The organism is Amycolatopsis sp. NPDC000009 (assembly GCF_055563465.1).
Map to the genome: position 1 here is coordinate 102,682 of NZ_JBVHDI010000018.1, position 15,744 is coordinate 118,425.

A 15,744-nucleotide genomic window follows, 5' to 3' on the forward strand; every position below is an offset into this window, starting at 1 on the left:
CGGGGGGGGTTTTTTACTAAACAATTTTTCCAAATATATATATTTCATTTTGTGTTTACCCCACCACGGCCGCAGCCGGGAGCGTCGCCGCGAAACGGCAACGACCGGCCCCTGCCGATCCTCGCCGCGCCCCGTACGTTGGACCCATGGCGAGGGAGCGGCAGGTGGCGGGCGGGGGACGGGCGGTGGAAATCGCTCCGGATCGCCTCGAAGGCTGGTACGCCCGCTTCGCCGCCCGCAACGATGGCGTCCGCGAGACCGAGCTGAGCCCAGACACCGTCACCGTCGTCGCGGGCAACGGCGTGGTGGCCGTCGCGACCGTCCCTTTCGGACCGCTGAACGCCGGAGGGACCGTGCCAGGCCTGGCCGTCGGCCCGCTCGTCGAGCACGCGCTGATCTCGCGGAGGATCGCGCTCCTGCTGGTGCGCCGAGGCGGGCACAGCGTCGGGGTCGCGCGCGGGGGAGTGGTCGTGCAGTCCAGGACGGACCGCCATCTCGTCCAGGGCCGTTCCGCGGCGGGCGGCTGGTCGCAGCAGCGGTTCGCGCGGCGGCGGGAAGGGCAGGCACGCTCGGCGCTGAGGTCCGCCGCGGACGACGCTTTCGAGGTGCTCGTCCCGCAACTGTCCGAAGTGGACGCCGTCGTGCTCGGCGGTGACCGCCGCGCCCTGGAATCCCTGCGCGAGGACAAGCGCCTCGCGCCGTTGTTCCAGCGTGCCGAACCCCGGGTTCTCGCCATCGCCGAACCGCGCCGCACGGTGCTCGAAGACGCGGCGGAGCGGGCTGTCGCGGTCGAAATCACCCTGTCCGGGCCGTGACGTCGGGCACGGTCGGATAAAACCGTTCGACACCGGCCCGTACACTGATCGCGTGGACATCCTCTTGGAGTAGCTCCTCGTCTGCCCCTCGGCAGACGAGTCGAAGCTGTCCGCTCATCCACCCCTTGTACCGGGAGTTCCCGTGATCACGGCCTCTGGCCTGCAGCTGCGCGCAGGTTCGCGCATCCTGCTCGACGACACCAACGTCCGCATCCAGCAGGGCGACCGCATCGGCCTGGTCGGCCGCAACGGCGCCGGCAAGACCACCTCGCTCAAGGTCCTGGCGGGGGAGGGCGAGCCGTACGCGGGCGAGGTCCGCCGCAGCGGCGAGCTCGGCTACCTCCCGCAGGACCCGCGCGAGGGCGACCTGTCCGTCACCGCGAAGGATCGCGTGCTCTCCGCGCGCGGCCTCGACACCTTGCTGCGCAACATGGAAAAAGCGCAGACGGCGATGTCGGAGCTGGCGGACGAGAAGGAACGCGACAAGGCGGTCAACCGCTACAGCCGTCTCGAGGAGCGCTTCGCCTCTCTCGGTGGGTACGCCGCCGAGAGCGAGGCCGCCCGGATCTGTTCCAACCTCGGCCTGGCCGACAGGGTGCTCGAGCAGACGCTGCAGACGCTCTCGGGTGGTCAGCGCCGCCGTGTGGAGCTCGCCCGGATCCTGTTCGCCGCCGCCGAAGCGGGCGCGGGCGGGAAATCCGAGACGATCCTGCTGCTCGACGAGCCCACCAACCACCTCGACGCCGACTCCATCAACTGGCTTCGCGGCTTCCTGAAGCAGCACGACGGCGGTCTCGTGGTCATCAGCCACGACGTCGAACTGCTCGCGGACGTCGTCAACAAGGTGTGGTTCCTCGACGCGACCCGCAGCGAGCTCGACCTCTACAACATGGGCTGGCAGCGCTACCTCGACGCGCGCGCCACCGACGAGAAGCGCCGCCGCCGCGAGCGCGCGAACGCCGAGAAGAAGGCGTCCGCGCTGCAGCAGCAGGCCGCCAAACTGGGGGCCAAGGCGACGAAGGCCGTGGCCGCCAAGAACATGGCCCGCCGTGCCGAGCAGATGCTGTCCGCGCTCGACGAGACCCGGCAGGCCGACAAGGTCGCCCGCATCAAGTTCCCCGAGCCCGCCCCGTGCGGCCGGACCCCGCTCACCGCGGAGGGGCTCTCGAAGTCCTACGGTTCGCTCGAGATCTTCACCGGAGTCGACCTCGCCATCGACCGCGGGTCGAAGGTCGTCGTGCTCGGATTGAACGGTGCCGGAAAGACGACATTGCTCCGGCTGCTCGGCGGAATGGAAACTCCGGATACCGGCGAGACCATTCCAGGTCACGGATTGCGTCTGGGCTATTACGCACAGGAACATGAAACGCTCGACCATGACGCGTCCGTGTGGGAAAATATCCGTCACCTGGCGCCCGACACCGGAGCGCAGGAGTTGCGGAACCTTCTCGGCTCGTTCCTGTTCACCGGCGAGCAGCTCGATCAGCCCGCCGGCACGCTCTCCGGCGGCGAGAAGACGCGGCTCGCGCTCGCCGGGCTGGTGTCCAGCGCTGCCAACGTTTTGCTGCTCGACGAGCCGACGAACAACCTGGACCCGGCCAGTCGTGCCCAGGTCCTGGACGCTTTGCGCAGCTTCGCCGGAGCCGTCGTGCTGGTCACGCACGACCCGGGCGCCGTCGAGGCGCTGGAGCCGGAACGCGTGATCCTCCTGCCGGACGGAACCGAGGACCATTGGTCGGCGGATTATCTGGAACTTGTCCAGCTTGCGTGAGGTCTGCGTCCGTTCGGGTGCTTGATCGATGCCATCCGGCCACTGAAATGGCCCAATGTGATCGCGGTTTCAGCAGTTTTGCGCTCGTCGTCTGGCATTCCGGCGCTCAGTGTTCGATCATTGCGGCGACAGGGGCCGTTATGTGGCCCAGAACACTCTCGGCGGGAAGGCGATCGACGTGGCTGATCTCAAGAAAGGCGCGCGGATCACCGGCAACACGCGTGACAAGCTGGCCGCTGACCTGAAGAAGAAATACGAGAAGGGCTCGAGCATCCGCGCTCTCGCGGAGTCCACGGGTCGCTCGTACGGGTTCGTGCACCGGGTCCTCTCGGAGTCCGGCGTCCAGCTGCGCGGCCGTGGCGGTGCCACCAGGGTCAAGAAGAAGTAGTCACGAGGAAGTAGCGGACTGCTGCGCGGGGGGCGCAGTTCCCTTTCCAGGGACCGCTGTTTCACGGGTTTCCGCGACCAGGAAGACCAGCCTGGCACCGAGCAGGACCAGCGGATACACCAGGTAGCCGTACCTCGTCGCCGGAGTGAGCATGATCAGCGCGACGAGCCCGACGGCCATGCGCAACAGCGCGTCCGAGCCGGTCACGGGAGGACGGCGCACCAGCCAGACCAGGATCGCGACGGCAGCGATCCCGAGCAGCGCGAACGAAACCGCCGTGCCCGCCGGGCCGAGCGAGGCGATGAGGTGGCCGGGCAACGGGCTCGCCGCCGGTGACTTGATCACGCCGATTCCCAGCGGGAACCGGAAGACGTGTTCGACGAACGCCTTGGGGTCGACCAGGTAGACGGGGACGTGCAGGACGAGGGTCGTCACCACGAGTGCCGCGGCGAATCCGCCGAGTGCGCGCGGGCCACGGCGCGTGATCAACAGGACACCCAGCACCACGATCGCGGGCGCGACGATGAGTTTCGCGCTGACCACCAGCGCCAGCACCAGACCCGACAGGACCGAGCGTCCGGTCGCGGCCAGCGCGAAGGACAGCACCAGCAGGCCGACGATGGCCAGATCCGGGCCGGCGACCGCCCAGGTCAGCGCCGTCAGCGGGCAGGCGAGCGCGAGTTGGGCCGCGCTGACCGGGATTTTCGGCCACTTCAGCAGCCGCAGCGTCAGCAGGACGCACGCGACGGCCGCCAGCGCGAACATCCAGCGCGCGTCGGTGAGGGCGTTCGCGACCGGCCCACCGCCGGACAGTGCGCGCGGCAGACCGAAGACGGTCATCACCGGACCGTATGGCGTGTAATCGTTTACTTCCACCGCGCGACCGAGCGCGGTGACGTCGACGTACGGGGTTCCGTTCTCCAGAAGGAGTTTCGCGGACCGCTCGATCACCCAGACCTCGGGCTGCGCGGCCCAGGACTCCGGCGTGATGAGCCAGTCCACTCCGGTCAGACGGCGAATGACGAGCATTCCCAACGGAAGGATCATGGTGAACAGGCCGATGGCGCCGATACCGAGCCACCGCGAACCGAGTGCGCCGGACAGCGGCCTGCCGCGCCGGGCGGCGATCGTCAGCCAGCAGGTGTGGACCACGGCTAGGCCGTAACCCGCTACAGCGAAGTTCGCCCACACGCGATAACCGTAGAATTCCGCGACGGCGGTGTTCACGACGGCGAAGACGAGGCAGCCCGTGTAGAAGACCAGGTCGATGGTCAGTCGTCGCCGGTCCGGGTCCTTGGTCACCGGCTCAGGCTACCGACGCGGCCGCACCCGCTGGAAAGAGGACGCGGAAACCGGGAAGCATCCGGTGTGCCGCGGTGTTGGTCATGCTTATATCCGGGAAAACTCTCGACTAATATCGAGGTTCTGGGGCGAGGAGAGGGTTCTCATGGACAACACGTATGCGCTGATGAACTCGGCGATGAGGTCCGCCGATGTTCCGAAGGGGCTGCACAAGGGGACGCTCCGCCGCGTCGCGAGGTTCGCCAGGCCGCACTGGCGGAGATTGCTGATATTCCTGGTGCTCACCGTCGTCTCGGCGGTGCTGGCGGTCAGCACGCCGGTGCTGGCCGGGAAGGTGGTCGACGCGATAGTCGGCGGGCACGACGTCTCGCTGGTGGTGTGGCTGGCCGTGGTGATCGCCGTGCTGGCGCTGATCGACGCCGGGCTCGGGCTGGCCGAACGGGCACAGTCGTCGAGGATCGGTGAGGGGATCATCCTCGACCTGCGGCTCGCGGTGTACCGCCACGTGCAGCGGATGCCGATCGCGTTCTTCACGCGCACCCGCACCGGCGCGCTGGTGAGCAGGCTCAACAACGACGTCATCGGCGCGCAGCGCACGTTCACCGCGACACTGTCCGGTTTGGTCACCAACGTGATCCAGCTCGTGCTGTCGCTGGTGGTCATGGTGACGCTGTCCTGGCAGGTCACCCTGCTGGCGCTGGTGCTGCTGCCGGTGTTCATCCTGCCGACGCGGCGGCTCGGGCGGCGGATGGCCGCCCTGCAGCGGGAGGCCGGTCAGCTCAACGCGTCGATGACCACGCAGATGACCGAACGGTTCTCCGCGCCGGGAGCGACGCTGGTGAAGCTGTTCGGCGACCCCGCTCGCGAAGTGGGCGAGTTCGGCGCGCGGGCCGGGCGCGTGCGCGACATCGGCGTGCGCACGGCGATGCTGACGCGCTGGTTCCTCACCAGCCTGACCACGGTTTCCGCGCTCGCGCAGGCGCTGGTCTACGGTTTGGGTGGCTATCTCGCGCTGACCGGGGCGCTCGCACCGGGCACCGTCGTGGCGCTCGCGTTGCTGCTGACCAGGCTGTACTCGCCGCTCACCGCGCTGGCGAACGTCCGGGTGGACGTGATGACGGCGCTGGTGTCGTTCGAGCGGGTCTTCGAGGTACTCGACCTCAAGCCGATGATCGAAGAGAAGCCTTCCCCGCGCAGGCTGCCCGAAGGCCCGGTTTCGGTGGAGTTCTCCGGCGTCCGGTTCGGCTACCCCGCGGCGGACCGGTACTCGCTGGCGTCACTGGAGGACGTGTCCACTTTGGATCACCGGGGTGGTGAAGAGGTGTTGCACAGCATCAGCTTCCGCGCCGAACCCGGGCAGATGGTGGCGCTGGTCGGTTCGTCGGGCGCGGGCAAGTCGACGATCGCCTCCCTGCTGCCGCGTCTCTACGACGTCGACGCGGGATCGGTCAAACTGTCCGATGTGGACGTTCGTGACCTTGGCTTCGCCTCACTGCGGGAAACCGTCGGCGTGGTGACCCAGGACGGGCACCTCTTCCACGACACGATCCGCGCGAACCTCGAGTACGCGCGGCCGGGCGTCACCGACGCCGAGATCTGGGCGGCACTGGAGAAGGCGCGGCTGGCCGACCTGATCCGGGAACTGCCGGACGGCCTGGAGACCGTGGTGGGGGAGCGGGGCTACCGGCTCTCCGGCGGGGAACGGCAGCGGCTGACCATCGCGCGGCTCCTGCTGGCGCAGCCGAGGGTCGTCGTCCTCGACGAGGCGACCGCACATCTGGACTCGCAGTCCGAGGCGGCCGTCGGCGAGGCACTGACCGACGCGCTCGACGGGCGGACCGCGCTGGTCATCGCGCACCGGTTGTCGACCGTCCGGGCGGCCGACCAGATCCTGGTGATCGAGCACGGGGAGATCGTCGAGCGGGGGACGCACGAAGAGCTTCTCGCGCGGGAAGGGCGCTACGCGGCGCTGTACCTGACGCAGTTCTCGGAGGAACCCGCGGCCGCCTGACCGACCGGTCTCGTGAGTGGTAAGGACGGTTCTAACCGTCCTTACCACTCACGACCGCAGGGCGGCGAACGTCGCGTTCACCAGCGCCATCTTCCGCGGATCGTCCCGCATCAACGGCCCCATCCGGTTCATCGTGTAGCCGAAGGCGATCCCGCTTTCGGGATCCGCGCCGCCGGACGAGCCGCCGAACCCGTCGTGTCCGAAGGCGCGCGAGTTCGGCCCGAAACCGCGCTCCTCGCTGCCGAGGTAGAACCCCAGCGCCCATTCGTTCCCCAGCCCGCCGACGACGTCGGCCTCGCGGCCCTGTCCTTCGCGGGCGGTCGCGAGCGCTCCGGCCGAAAGCAGCCTTCCCGAGGCGAGCGCTCCGTAGACGGTCGCGATGGCCTTGGCGGTGCCGTGCCCGTTCAGGGCGGGCAGGATCGCGCGCCGCCACTCGGGTTCGTTGGCGTCGCGGCCTCGCACGCGCGGGTTCGCCAGCGCCGCGAGGGCGACCGGGCCGGCGTTGGCGAACGCCTGGGTCAGCGCGGTCGTCATCTCTTCGCTGAGCACGGGCTCGACGAGGGTGGAACAGCGCGCCAGATCGGCTTCGGAGTCCAGGCCGATCCGGAAATCCGCGTCCAGCGGGCCGGCGACGTGCCGGGCGAAGTACGCGCGGACGTCCTGCCCGCTCACCCGGCGGATCACCTCGCCGACGAGGAACCCGAACGACAGCGCGTGGTAGCCGCTGGCGGTACCCGGTTCGAAGAGCGGCGCCTGCGCGGCGAGCAGTCCGGTGACGTGGTCCCAGTCGTACAGTTCCTTCACCGTCACCGGCCGCCCGGGACCGATCCCGGTCACGCCGGAGCGGTGCGAGAGCAGCCATCGCACGGGGATGTCCTGTTTGCCCGCGGCCGCGAACTCCGGCCAGTACTCCGCGACCGGCGCGTCGAGGTCGAGCAGCCCGGCGTCGGCGAGATGGTGCGCGCAGAGCGCGGTCATGCCCTTGGTGGTCGACCAGACGTTGGTGAGCGTGTCCGCCCGCCACGGGGTCGTCCGGTCCGGATCGGCCCAGCCCGCCCAGAGGTCGACCACGGTCTCCCCGTGCCGGGTCACCGAGAACGCGGCGCCGATCTCACCGCGTGCGGCGAAGTTCTCCTCGAAGGCGGCCCGGACGGGTTCGAAGCCCGCCGCGCATTCACCGTGGATCTCGGTCATGGCACGGACCTCCTGCGGACACCGACCGGTCGGTATGTGACCGTAGAAGTGCCGCGGGGACGAGTCAAGAGGCTCGTCCCCGCGGATCGTTACCGCAGTGCCGGGACCCGCGCGCCGTACTTGGCCAGCAGCGCGGCGTTGGCCTCGTCGCCACCGTCCACGTTGGAACTGCGCCACAGCGGGATGTCGACGCCCTGCGCCGCACCGAGGTCGACGACCTCGGCGAGGACGAGGTTCCACAGGAACGCGTTGATCACCGTGGACAGCGGCGCGGTCCGCGGCGCGTCCGACGGGTAGCTCGCGTCCCCGGGGCGGACGTGGGAGTCGAGCACGATGCTCGCCTCTTCGATCAGCGTCGTGGCCGCGCGTTTGGGCGCCGCGGCCACCGACGCGGCCGAACTCACCGCGATGACCGACGCCCCGCGCTTCCGGGCGCCGGCGGCCAGTTCGACCGGATACGGATTGACCCCCGACGTCGAGAACACCACCAGCAGGTCGTCCGGGCCCGGGGCGCGCTCGGCCAGCACCTCTTCGGCCAGCCCGGAGCGGCGCTCGGTCGTGGTGCTGTGCTGCGCGCCGTGCAGGGGCAGCAGTTCGGGGTGGTAGACCGGATACACACAGGCGAGCCCGCCCGCCCGGTAGAAGGTCTCGGCGACCGCGGCCAGCGAATGCCCGGCCCCGGCGGTGAACACCAGGGCATCCGCCCGGATGACCCCCAGGATCAGCTCGGCCGACTTCCGGATCTGCTCCGCGTTACTCCGTTCGGCCTCCGCGAGCCGTTCGGCGACGTCCGCACAACGTTCGGTGGTGCTCACCACATCCGCCCTTCCGTCTGGAGATCAGCGACGAATGTATCGCGTGGACCAATGGCCGAAGTGGAATACATCGGGTCATGATCGAGGTTGACCCGATCACTGCGGCCGGGGTTTCGGAGACTGGAGGGTCCAGGGTGAGCGAGGCTGATCCCGCGGTGCGGACTTGGCGAGCACGCGGCCAGGTGAAAGCCGTGGTGCTGGTACTGCACGGCGGCGCGGAGCACAGTCATGCCCGCGTGGCGCCGTGGCGGCTGGCGTACCAGCGGATGGTGCCGCTGGCGAGGGACGTCCATCGGGCGGGCCGGGCGCACGGGGTCGAGGTGCGGCTCCTGCGCAACCGGATCTACGGCTGGAACGACCACGGCACCGACGCGCTCGCCGACGCGCGCCGGGCGTTGAAACAGATCCACGACGAGCACCCGGGGGTTCCGGTGATCCTCGTCGGCCATTCGATGGGCGGGCGGGTCGCCCTGCGCGTCGCCGACGATCCGGCCGTCATCGGCGTCTGCGCGCTGGCACCGTGGACACCACCGGGTGAACCCATCGGTGCCGTCGGCGGCCGTGCCGTGCTCATCGCGCACGGGACCAAGGACCGGATGACCGATCCGGTGGCGTCACACGCTTTCGCGGAACGCGCCGAAAAGGTGACATCGCGGTCGGCGCGATTCGAAATAGGTGGCGAAGGGCACGCGATGCTGCGAAGGTCTCGCGTCTGGAACCGTCTCGTACGGGCTTTCACCCTCGAGCTGATCGAAGCCGGGGGAAGCGACGAAACGCTGAGCGGCGCCTGGGGGCGGCCGAGCTCGGAACGGCTGCGGATCCCGGTCTAGACCGGGCGGGAGGGAGTTCTCATGTCCACGTCGAGCGTCGATCGGACGGCCGGTTCGTCCGGTCCGCCCACCCCTGACGAAAACCGGTGGCCGGGTCTGGCCACCCCGCCGCATTCCCCCTTTCGGGCAAGGATCGCCGAGCAGTTGTTCCGGCACGCGGTACGCCCGCTGAACGTCCGCGTGCGCATGCCCGACGGCTCGCGGCTCGGCGCGGGCGGGCCGGACGCGCCCGAGATGCGGCTCAACCGCCCTGCCGCCTTCTTCCACCGCCTCGGGGTGGACGCGAAGATCGGCTTCGGCGAGGCCTACATGGTCGGAGACTGGACGAGCGACGCGCTCGCCGAGGTGCTGACCCCGTTCGCGGAGCGGATGGCGACGCTCGTCCCGCCGCTGCTGCAACGATTCCGCCGGTTCGTCGACCGCGGCCACCCCGCGGACGAGGAGAACACCGTCGAGGGCGCGCGGGCGAACATCCATCGCCACTACGACCTGTCCAACGATCTGTTCCGCGCGTTCCTGGACCCGTCGATGATGTACTCGTCGGCGTTGTTCGGACCGGACGACGACCTCACCACCGCCCAGCATCGCAAGATCGACAGCGTCCTCGACTACGCCGGGGTCCGCGAAGGCAGCACCGTGCTCGAGATCGGCACCGGCTGGGGCGAACTCTCGATCCGGGCCGCCGCGCGCGGTGCGAGGGTCACGTCACTGACCATTTCCGAAGAGCAGGCGAAGCTGGCGACCGAGCGCATCGCGTCGGCGGGCTTCGCCGACCGGGTCGACGTCCGGTTGTGCGACTACCGCGACGCGGGCGGTGAGTACGACGCCGTGGTCAGCGTCGAGATGATCGAAGCGGTCGGGGAGGCGTACTGGCCGGCGTTCTTCGAGACCATCGGGAAGCGGCTGAAGCCGGGCGGCAGGTTCGGGCTCCAGGCCATCACCATGGACCACGAACGCATGCTCGCCGCGGCCCGGTCGTACACCTGGATGCACAGGTACATCTTCCCCGGCGGGCTCATCCCGTCGACAACTTCGGTCGAACAGGGTGTGCTGGCGCACACCCGGCTGAAACTGCAGGGCGTGCGCGAGTTCGGCCAGGACTACGCCCGCACGTTGCGGCTGTGGCGGGAGAAGTTCACCCAGCGGTGGGACGAAATCACCGAACTGGGTTTCGATGATGTCTTCAAGCGGATGTGGGAGTTCTATCTGGCGTACTCCGAAGCGGGGTTCCGGTCGGGGTACCTCAAGGTCCACCAGTTCGGATTCGCCGAAAACGGACGGTGAGCACCACCCAACCGATGCGGGGTGCCGGACGTCCTTCACCTAGGGTCTGCGGTTGACTGGGCCCCACACGCGAGATCGGGACGGGTGATTCGGCATGACGTATGGAGGCGACGACCGAGGGCGACGGATGCCGCCGCCGCAACGGCCGCCGTCCGGCCGCCCCCGGCGGCACCAGCCCGCGCAGATGATGCCGCTGCCGGGCCGGGGGAGCAGCCCGTACGACGAGCGGACGAGGCCGATGGGGCACGGCGGCCAGGAGCGGCCCGCCGGCCCGCCACCGCGCCGTCCAGGCCCGCCGCAGCCCCCTCCGGGGCGCCCGATGGACGACGCGCGCCCGCCGCGGCGGCGTAAGCGCTGGAGCTTCGGCAAGGTGCTGCTGACCTTGGTGACCGTGTTCGTGGTGTTCCTCGCCGGCGTATGGGTGTACCTGGAGTTCTCCATCAACCGCGTCGACGCGCTGGCCGACTACTCCGGCCGCCCCGTCGTGGCCGAAGGCACCAACTGGCTGATCGTGGGCTCCGACAGCCGGGACGGGCTGACCCCCGAAGAGCAGGAGAAGCTCGTCACCGGGGACAGCAAGGCCGCCGGCGGCGGCAAGCGGACCGACACCATCATGATCGCGCACATCCCGTCCAACAGTGTCAAACCGACGCTGCTGAGCCTCCCGCGCGACTCGCAGGTGAGCATTCCCGGGCACGGTAAGAACAAGATCAACGCGGCGTTCTCGATCGGCGGCCCGAAGCTGCTCGCGCAGACCGTCGAAGGTGCCACGGGCCTGCGCATCGACCACTACGCCGAGATCGGCTTCGGCGGCTTCGCGAAGATCGTCGACGCGATCGGCGGGGTGCACATGTGCATCGAGAAGCCGATGGAGGACACCCTCACCAAGATCAAGATCCCGGCGGGCTGCCAGGACCTCCAAGGCCCGCAGGCGCTGGGGTTCGTCCGCATGCGGCACAGCGAGGCCACCCCGCGTTCGGACCTCGACCGCGTGGCCAACCAGCGGAAGTTCATCGGCGCGATGGTCAGCGAGATCGGCAGCCCCGGCACGCTGCTGAACCCGTTCACGCTGTTCCCCCTGCTGTCGACCGCGCCGGACGCGCTGACGATGGATTCGGGCGACCACGTGCACAACCTGGTCGGGCTGGCGCTGGCGATGCGCGGGATCTCCTCCGGCGGCGTCGTCACCACGACGGTGCCGGTGACGAGCGGTTCGGCGGAGAACTGGGACAAGACGAAGTCGAAGCTGCTCTTCGACGCGTTGAAGAACGACACGGAGATTCCGGACAGCGCGATCCTGACGTGATCGTCGGGTCTCGTGAGTGGTAAGGACGGTTCTAGCTGAACCTGTCTTATGTACCTACTGTGGATCACATGGGATTCAGTCATCAGGTTAGTGCAGGTCAGGGCGGGCGTCAGCCGGTCTTGGACTCGTATGCGCGCCTGTCGCGGAATCAGGCGGGGAAGCTGGAGAAGTGCGAGACCCAGCACGCCGACAACCGGGATGTGATCGACCGGTTGGGCGGCGTGCTGGGTGAGGAGATCTCGGACCCGAAGCTGTCTGCCTGGAACCCGAAGGTGCATCGTCCGGGCTGGGAACGGATCATGAAGCGGGTCGCGGCGCGGGCATCGGATGGGGTGGTGTTGTGGAACACCGACAGGGGTTGGCGGCAGTCACAGGATCTTGAAGACCTGTTCAAGCTGATCGAGAGCACGGGTTATGACTCGTACACGGTGGCGTCCTCACACGGCCGTTACGACCTGACCGACTACAACGACCGGTACCAGTTACGGCAGGAGGTCGCCCACAACCAGCGCAACTCCGATGAGGCGTCCCAGCGGATTTCGCGGCGGTTCGAGGTGCTGCGCAAGCGCGGTATTCCGCATCACCAGGGGCGCCGGTTCGGGTTTCCCGGTCTGGATCGGACCGTGCCGCGTGAGGAGTGGTTGGACGAGGACGGGAAGGACATCCGTAAGCCTGTTCCGGCGGGGTTGGTGGAACGGGAACGCAGGGCGTTGCGTGACGCCACGGATGCGGTGTTGGCGGGGGTGTTTCAGTCCACGATCGCGAATGAGTGGAACGCGGCGGGGCTGCTCACGATCACGGGTAAGACGTGGCTGCCGCGCCAGGTCGGGGAGGTGCTGCTCAGGCCGATTAACGCTGGTCTGATCGAGCATGACGGCGTGGTGGTGGGCACGATGCCGGGTGAGCCGATCGTGAAACCGGAGACGTTCACGAAGCTGCGCGCGTTGTGTGCGGGGCGGACGCAGGGCCAGCATCCGAGCGGGGTCTACGTGGGGTCGGGGATCTTGCGGTGCCCGTTATGTGGGCGAGGTGTGAGCGGGCGCCCGCATTCGGGGAACTACCCGGATGGTGAGCGGCGGCGGCAGTACGGGTGCTCGAAGAGTTCGGGCGGGTGCGGCAAGGTCGGCGCCGATATGCGGCGGGTGGATCGTGAACTGCGCGGGCTGGTGATTTCGCGTTTGTCGGACGCCAAGCACGCGGCGGCGATCCGGGCCGCGCGTGCGCGTGTCTCGGAACGGCTCGCGGAGATCCATACCGAACTTGGCGAGTGTGAGCGCCTACTGACGTCGATCGCGGCGAAACTCGGCGCGGGGAAGATGACCGAGGACGCCTATGACGCGGCCAATGAACCGCTGATGGCCACACGCGCGCGGTTGGAAGCGGAGCGGGACGAACTGACCGGCGGGAACCCGGACGGTCCTACCGAGGCGATGAGCAGTGAGGACGCGGCGGCGCAATGGGACGCGGCCGAGTTCGATGAACGCCGCGCGATGCTCACCGATGCACTCAGCGGCGACACCCTCTATCTGGACCCTGCCGCCAAGAACGGGAAACGGCAGTTCGACCCGAAGCGGGTGCGGATCGACCCGCGCACGCCCAAGCGCCGTACGCGCGGCCAGCAGCACGCGGCCTGATAGAGCAACGACCCGAGGCCACACTACCCCCGGAAACGGGGGCGGGTGTGTCCTCGGGTCGTCGGTGTGTCAGGCCGCACGGCGGCTTTCGTCGTTCCTCTCAGCGTTGGCGGCGTGGCGGCGTTTGTCGATGCGGTTAAGGATCACCGCGAGTGAGGTGATCCGTTCTTCGGTGAGCGGCGGGAGGTCGGCGACTTTCGCGGCCCACCGGTCGACCGCTTCGGCGTCGAGCCGGGCCTGTTCTTCGGCGTAGGTTTCCCTCCTGCGGGTGGCTTGCTGGGTGGTCTTGAGGTGGCGGTGCGGGCGTGGTTGCCGGGTGGGCATGGTGGCGGTGTCCTCTCGGCGCGTGGTGCGGGAATCGGCGATATGGTTTCGGCTGGCGTCTCCTTTCCAGGGCAGGTAGCGGGGTCGGCGGGCACGTCGACGCATGCCCCGGTCGCGAGGTCGTAGACGGATATCTGGCGGGCGGCGCGTCCGTGATCGAGTGCTTCGGCCAGGGTGGGCACCACAATGGACACGTCGAGGTAGACGCGTCCGGTGTCGGGGTTGTGCCAGCCGCCGAACGCCCGCCCCGCCACGTGCAGGATGGGGGCGTGGCGGGCGAGGTAGGCGGCGAGGTCGTCGGCAGTCACGGGTGCGTCGGTGACGTGCTCGTACTGCGGGTGCACCGACACCGCGAACCCCGCACACGGCGTGACCCCGGTCGTGAGGTCGACCGTGAATCCGCCGTCCGGGACAGCACAGGCGGCAGCCAGTTCGGCCAGCCGCGCCACGGTCAGCCCGTCTTCCTGGTCGGTGGTGGCATGGTGGTTCATGCGGACCTCGGGGGCGTCTGACCGGACAGGGAGTCCCACCACGCCGGTTCACGCGGCGACGGAGGCGAGGCGCTGAGTAGCGGCATGATCGCCTTGTCGCCCGGCTGGAACGCCGCTTCCCCATACGGCAGTTCCGGGGCATGGTGGCGCACCCGTGGACCCCGTTCGGGCAGATTCGCCAACGTGAGCCGGGTGACCGGACCGTGATCACGGCCGGACCACAACGCCCAGACGTCGCCAGCCGGATCATCGGCGCCCAGCAGGTCCCGCGCGGTCGTCGCGATCACCACGCCCGGATCGTGTCCACCGAGGAACTTCACCAGCCCCGTCCGGAACGCCTGTTCCCGCCGCGCGGAGTGTAAGGAGAACAGCAGCACCCCGAACCGATCGGTGTAGAACGCGCTGTAGGCGGCGATCTTGCGGGCCAGCACCCGCAGCGACTCGGTACCGGTGTCGTATTCCAGGAAGAACCGCACCGCCCGCCCATCGGACTCCCAGCAGCCGTAGCCGTCCGGCCGCACCCGCGCCTCACCTCCATCGGTCCCGTGGTTGGTCCAGAAGAACTCCGCCGAGCGGCGTTCCGGCCACCACTGCGTCAGCTTCCCCGTGCCATCGGTGCGGGCGGGGTTCGAGTGCGCGGCCAGCCCGCAGAAAAACCCGTTCACCCCGAGCTGATGCGTCAACGTCGGCAAGAACGCGAGCCGTTCCAGCCGTTGCATGTGAGCTTTCGCGGTCGGCGGGGTCACCGCCCGCGCGGCGGCGATCAGCCGCGCCCCGGAGTAGCCGAGCGCGTAGCGGGCCTCACTGGTCCCGCCGAACATGTACGAGTCGCGGAACGCGAACAGCACACCCAACGACCGCAACCGCGCCAAACGATCCTGCGCGCGGCGCCGCGACGAGAACTCCACCGACGCGATCTGCCCGGTGGTCAGGACCTGGTGTTCCGCCAGCAGCCACAACAGACGACGATCGCGTTCGACCAGGCGGAACCAGATCCCGGGATCTGGTTCGCCGGGCCTGACCGACCTGGCCGGCGACCGTCCCGCGGCCGCAGCCGGCGACCCCGCGGGCCCCACCTTTTTCCGGGTGGATGATGACTCATAACCCTTCAGTCGGCCTCCCTCACCGGGCCGCCGTACCCACGCCGTACCAGGGGAGGCGTGACCAGCACCCCCGGCGTTTGGGGCGGCGGACATAGAACGCCGGGCCGACGCCGAAGCATCCGCTGAACCAACCGCCAACCCATCCGCACCGCCGCCACCACGACCATGCGAACCATTGCCGGGTGGAACCGCGCCCTGCGGCGTGTGCGTAGTTTTCCTGTCAGACATGAGAAACAACCTCTTTCGTGAACCGTGCGGCGAACCAGACGAGACGGGATAGAGCTATTTAGTTGTCCCTCGCTATGGCCTTCGACGATCACCTCCTATCGCGGGAACCTGTCACTGACTAACTCCAAAGAAAACGCTGTTTTGGGACATTGCATTGGCGAATACTTCGTTTCCCTCCTAATGGGAGTGGGTCGGGCTCCCGCCAGCCGGGCGCCTCAAGCGGCCTTACCAGCGGCTCAGTCGTCCCC

13 protein-coding genes are annotated in these 15,744 nt (G+C 68.7%); 8 read left to right on the top strand and 5 right to left on the bottom strand.

Going from position 1 to position 15,744, the window contains the following annotated elements; genetic code table 11:
• Positions 1-146: 146 nt before the first annotated feature.
• From ACZ3HL_RS34270 to ACZ3HL_RS34280, 3 genes are all read left to right on the top strand, one after another.
• Positions 147-815, top strand: coding sequence for an acVLRF1 family peptidyl-tRNA hydrolase (locus tag ACZ3HL_RS34270; protein WP_465535431.1), 669 nt, complete (start codon positions 147-149; stop codon positions 813-815).
• 142 nt (positions 816-957) lie between these two features.
• Positions 958-2,586, top strand: coding sequence for an ABC-F family ATP-binding cassette domain-containing protein (locus tag ACZ3HL_RS34275; RefSeq protein WP_410649497.1), 1,629 nt, complete (start codon positions 958-960; stop codon positions 2,584-2,586).
• Between the two features lie 178 nt (positions 2,587-2,764).
• A complete protein-coding gene (locus ACZ3HL_RS34280) occupies positions 2,765-2,974 on the top strand; it encodes a helix-turn-helix domain-containing protein (protein ID WP_003071237.1) in 210 nt (69 codons plus the stop codon).
• Here the strand turns inward: ACZ3HL_RS34280 and ACZ3HL_RS34285 are convergent, their stop codons facing one another.
• Entirely contained in the window at positions 2,975-4,276 is a 1,302-nt protein-coding gene (locus ACZ3HL_RS34285) for a glycosyltransferase 87 family protein (RefSeq protein ID WP_465535432.1), read from the bottom strand.
• A gap of 145 nt (positions 4,277-4,421) precedes the next feature.
• Between ACZ3HL_RS34285 and ACZ3HL_RS34290 the strand changes: the two genes are divergently transcribed.
• Positions 4,422-6,287 (top strand): ABC transporter ATP-binding protein, encoded by a 1,866-nt coding sequence (locus ACZ3HL_RS34290; protein WP_465535433.1) that lies wholly within the window; start codon positions 4,422-4,424, stop codon positions 6,285-6,287.
• A gap of 48 nt (positions 6,288-6,335) precedes the next feature.
• On the opposite strand, the gene ACZ3HL_RS34295 is transcribed toward ACZ3HL_RS34290, so the two are convergent.
• Complete coding sequence (locus ACZ3HL_RS34295; RefSeq protein WP_465535434.1) at positions 6,336-7,481, bottom strand: serine hydrolase domain-containing protein; 1,146 nt, start codon at positions 7,479-7,481, stop codon at positions 6,336-6,338.
• A gap of 89 nt (positions 7,482-7,570) precedes the next feature.
• On the bottom strand, positions 7,571-8,299 hold the full coding sequence (locus ACZ3HL_RS34300; RefSeq protein ID WP_465412391.1) for a sugar isomerase domain-containing protein: 729 nt from the start codon (positions 8,297-8,299) through the stop codon (positions 7,571-7,573).
• Between the two features lie 131 nt (positions 8,300-8,430).
• Between ACZ3HL_RS34300 and ACZ3HL_RS34305 the strand changes: the two genes are divergently transcribed.
• From ACZ3HL_RS34305 to ACZ3HL_RS34320, 4 genes are all read left to right on the top strand, one after another.
• The gene (locus ACZ3HL_RS34305) at positions 8,431-9,126 is read left to right on the top strand and encodes an alpha/beta hydrolase (protein WP_465535435.1); all 696 of its coding nucleotides are present in this window, start codon (positions 8,431-8,433) and stop codon (positions 9,124-9,126) included.
• A gap of 21 nt (positions 9,127-9,147) precedes the next feature.
• On the top strand, positions 9,148-10,410 hold the full coding sequence (locus tag ACZ3HL_RS34310) for a class I SAM-dependent methyltransferase (RefSeq protein ID WP_465412393.1): 1,263 nt from the start codon (positions 9,148-9,150) through the stop codon (positions 10,408-10,410).
• 94 nt (positions 10,411-10,504) lie between these two features.
• Positions 10,505-11,716, top strand: a complete 1,212-nt coding sequence (locus ACZ3HL_RS34315; RefSeq protein ID WP_465535436.1) for an LCP family protein — start codon at positions 10,505-10,507, stop codon at positions 11,714-11,716.
• Between the two features lie 68 nt (positions 11,717-11,784).
• The gene (locus ACZ3HL_RS34320) at positions 11,785-13,350 is read left to right on the top strand and encodes a recombinase family protein (protein WP_465535437.1); all 1,566 of its coding nucleotides are present in this window, start codon (positions 11,785-11,787) and stop codon (positions 13,348-13,350) included.
• A gap of 143 nt (positions 13,351-13,493) precedes the next feature.
• On the opposite strand, the gene ACZ3HL_RS34325 is transcribed toward ACZ3HL_RS34320, so the two are convergent.
• Together ACZ3HL_RS34325 and ACZ3HL_RS34330 are read right to left on the bottom strand one after the other, a co-directional pair.
• A complete protein-coding gene (locus tag ACZ3HL_RS34325) occupies positions 13,494-14,165 on the bottom strand; it encodes a hypothetical protein (RefSeq protein ID WP_465535438.1) in 672 nt (223 codons plus the stop codon).
• On the bottom strand, positions 14,162-15,124 hold the full coding sequence (locus ACZ3HL_RS34330) for a replication-relaxation family protein (RefSeq protein WP_465535439.1): 963 nt from the start codon (positions 15,122-15,124) through the stop codon (positions 14,162-14,164). The genes ACZ3HL_RS34325 and ACZ3HL_RS34330 overlap by 4 nt, the downstream gene beginning before the upstream one ends.
• Between the last annotated feature and the right edge of the window lie 620 nt (positions 15,125-15,744).

Excerpts from the sequence above, each read along its gene's own strand:
- ACZ3HL_RS34270 (WP_465535431.1), top strand. The coding sequence starts at position 147 with ATGGCGAGGGAGCGGCAGGTGGCGGGCGGGGGACGGGCGGTGGAAATC.
- ACZ3HL_RS34290 (WP_465535433.1), top strand. The coding sequence starts at position 4,422 with ATGGACAACACGTATGCGCTGATGAACTCGGCGATGAGGTCCGCCGAT.
- ACZ3HL_RS34295 (WP_465535434.1), bottom strand. The coding sequence starts at position 7,481 with ATGACCGAGATCCACGGTGAATGCGCGGCGGGCTTCGAACCCGTCCGG.
- ACZ3HL_RS34310 (WP_465412393.1), top strand. The coding sequence starts at position 9,148 with ATGTCCACGTCGAGCGTCGATCGGACGGCCGGTTCGTCCGGTCCGCCC.
- ACZ3HL_RS34315 (WP_465535436.1), top strand. The coding sequence starts at position 10,505 with ATGACGTATGGAGGCGACGACCGAGGGCGACGGATGCCGCCGCCGCAA.
- ACZ3HL_RS34320 (WP_465535437.1), top strand. The coding sequence starts at position 11,785 with ATGGGATTCAGTCATCAGGTTAGTGCAGGTCAGGGCGGGCGTCAGCCG.
- ACZ3HL_RS34325 (WP_465535438.1), bottom strand. The coding sequence starts at position 14,165 with ATGAACCACCATGCCACCACCGACCAGGAAGACGGGCTGACCGTGGCG.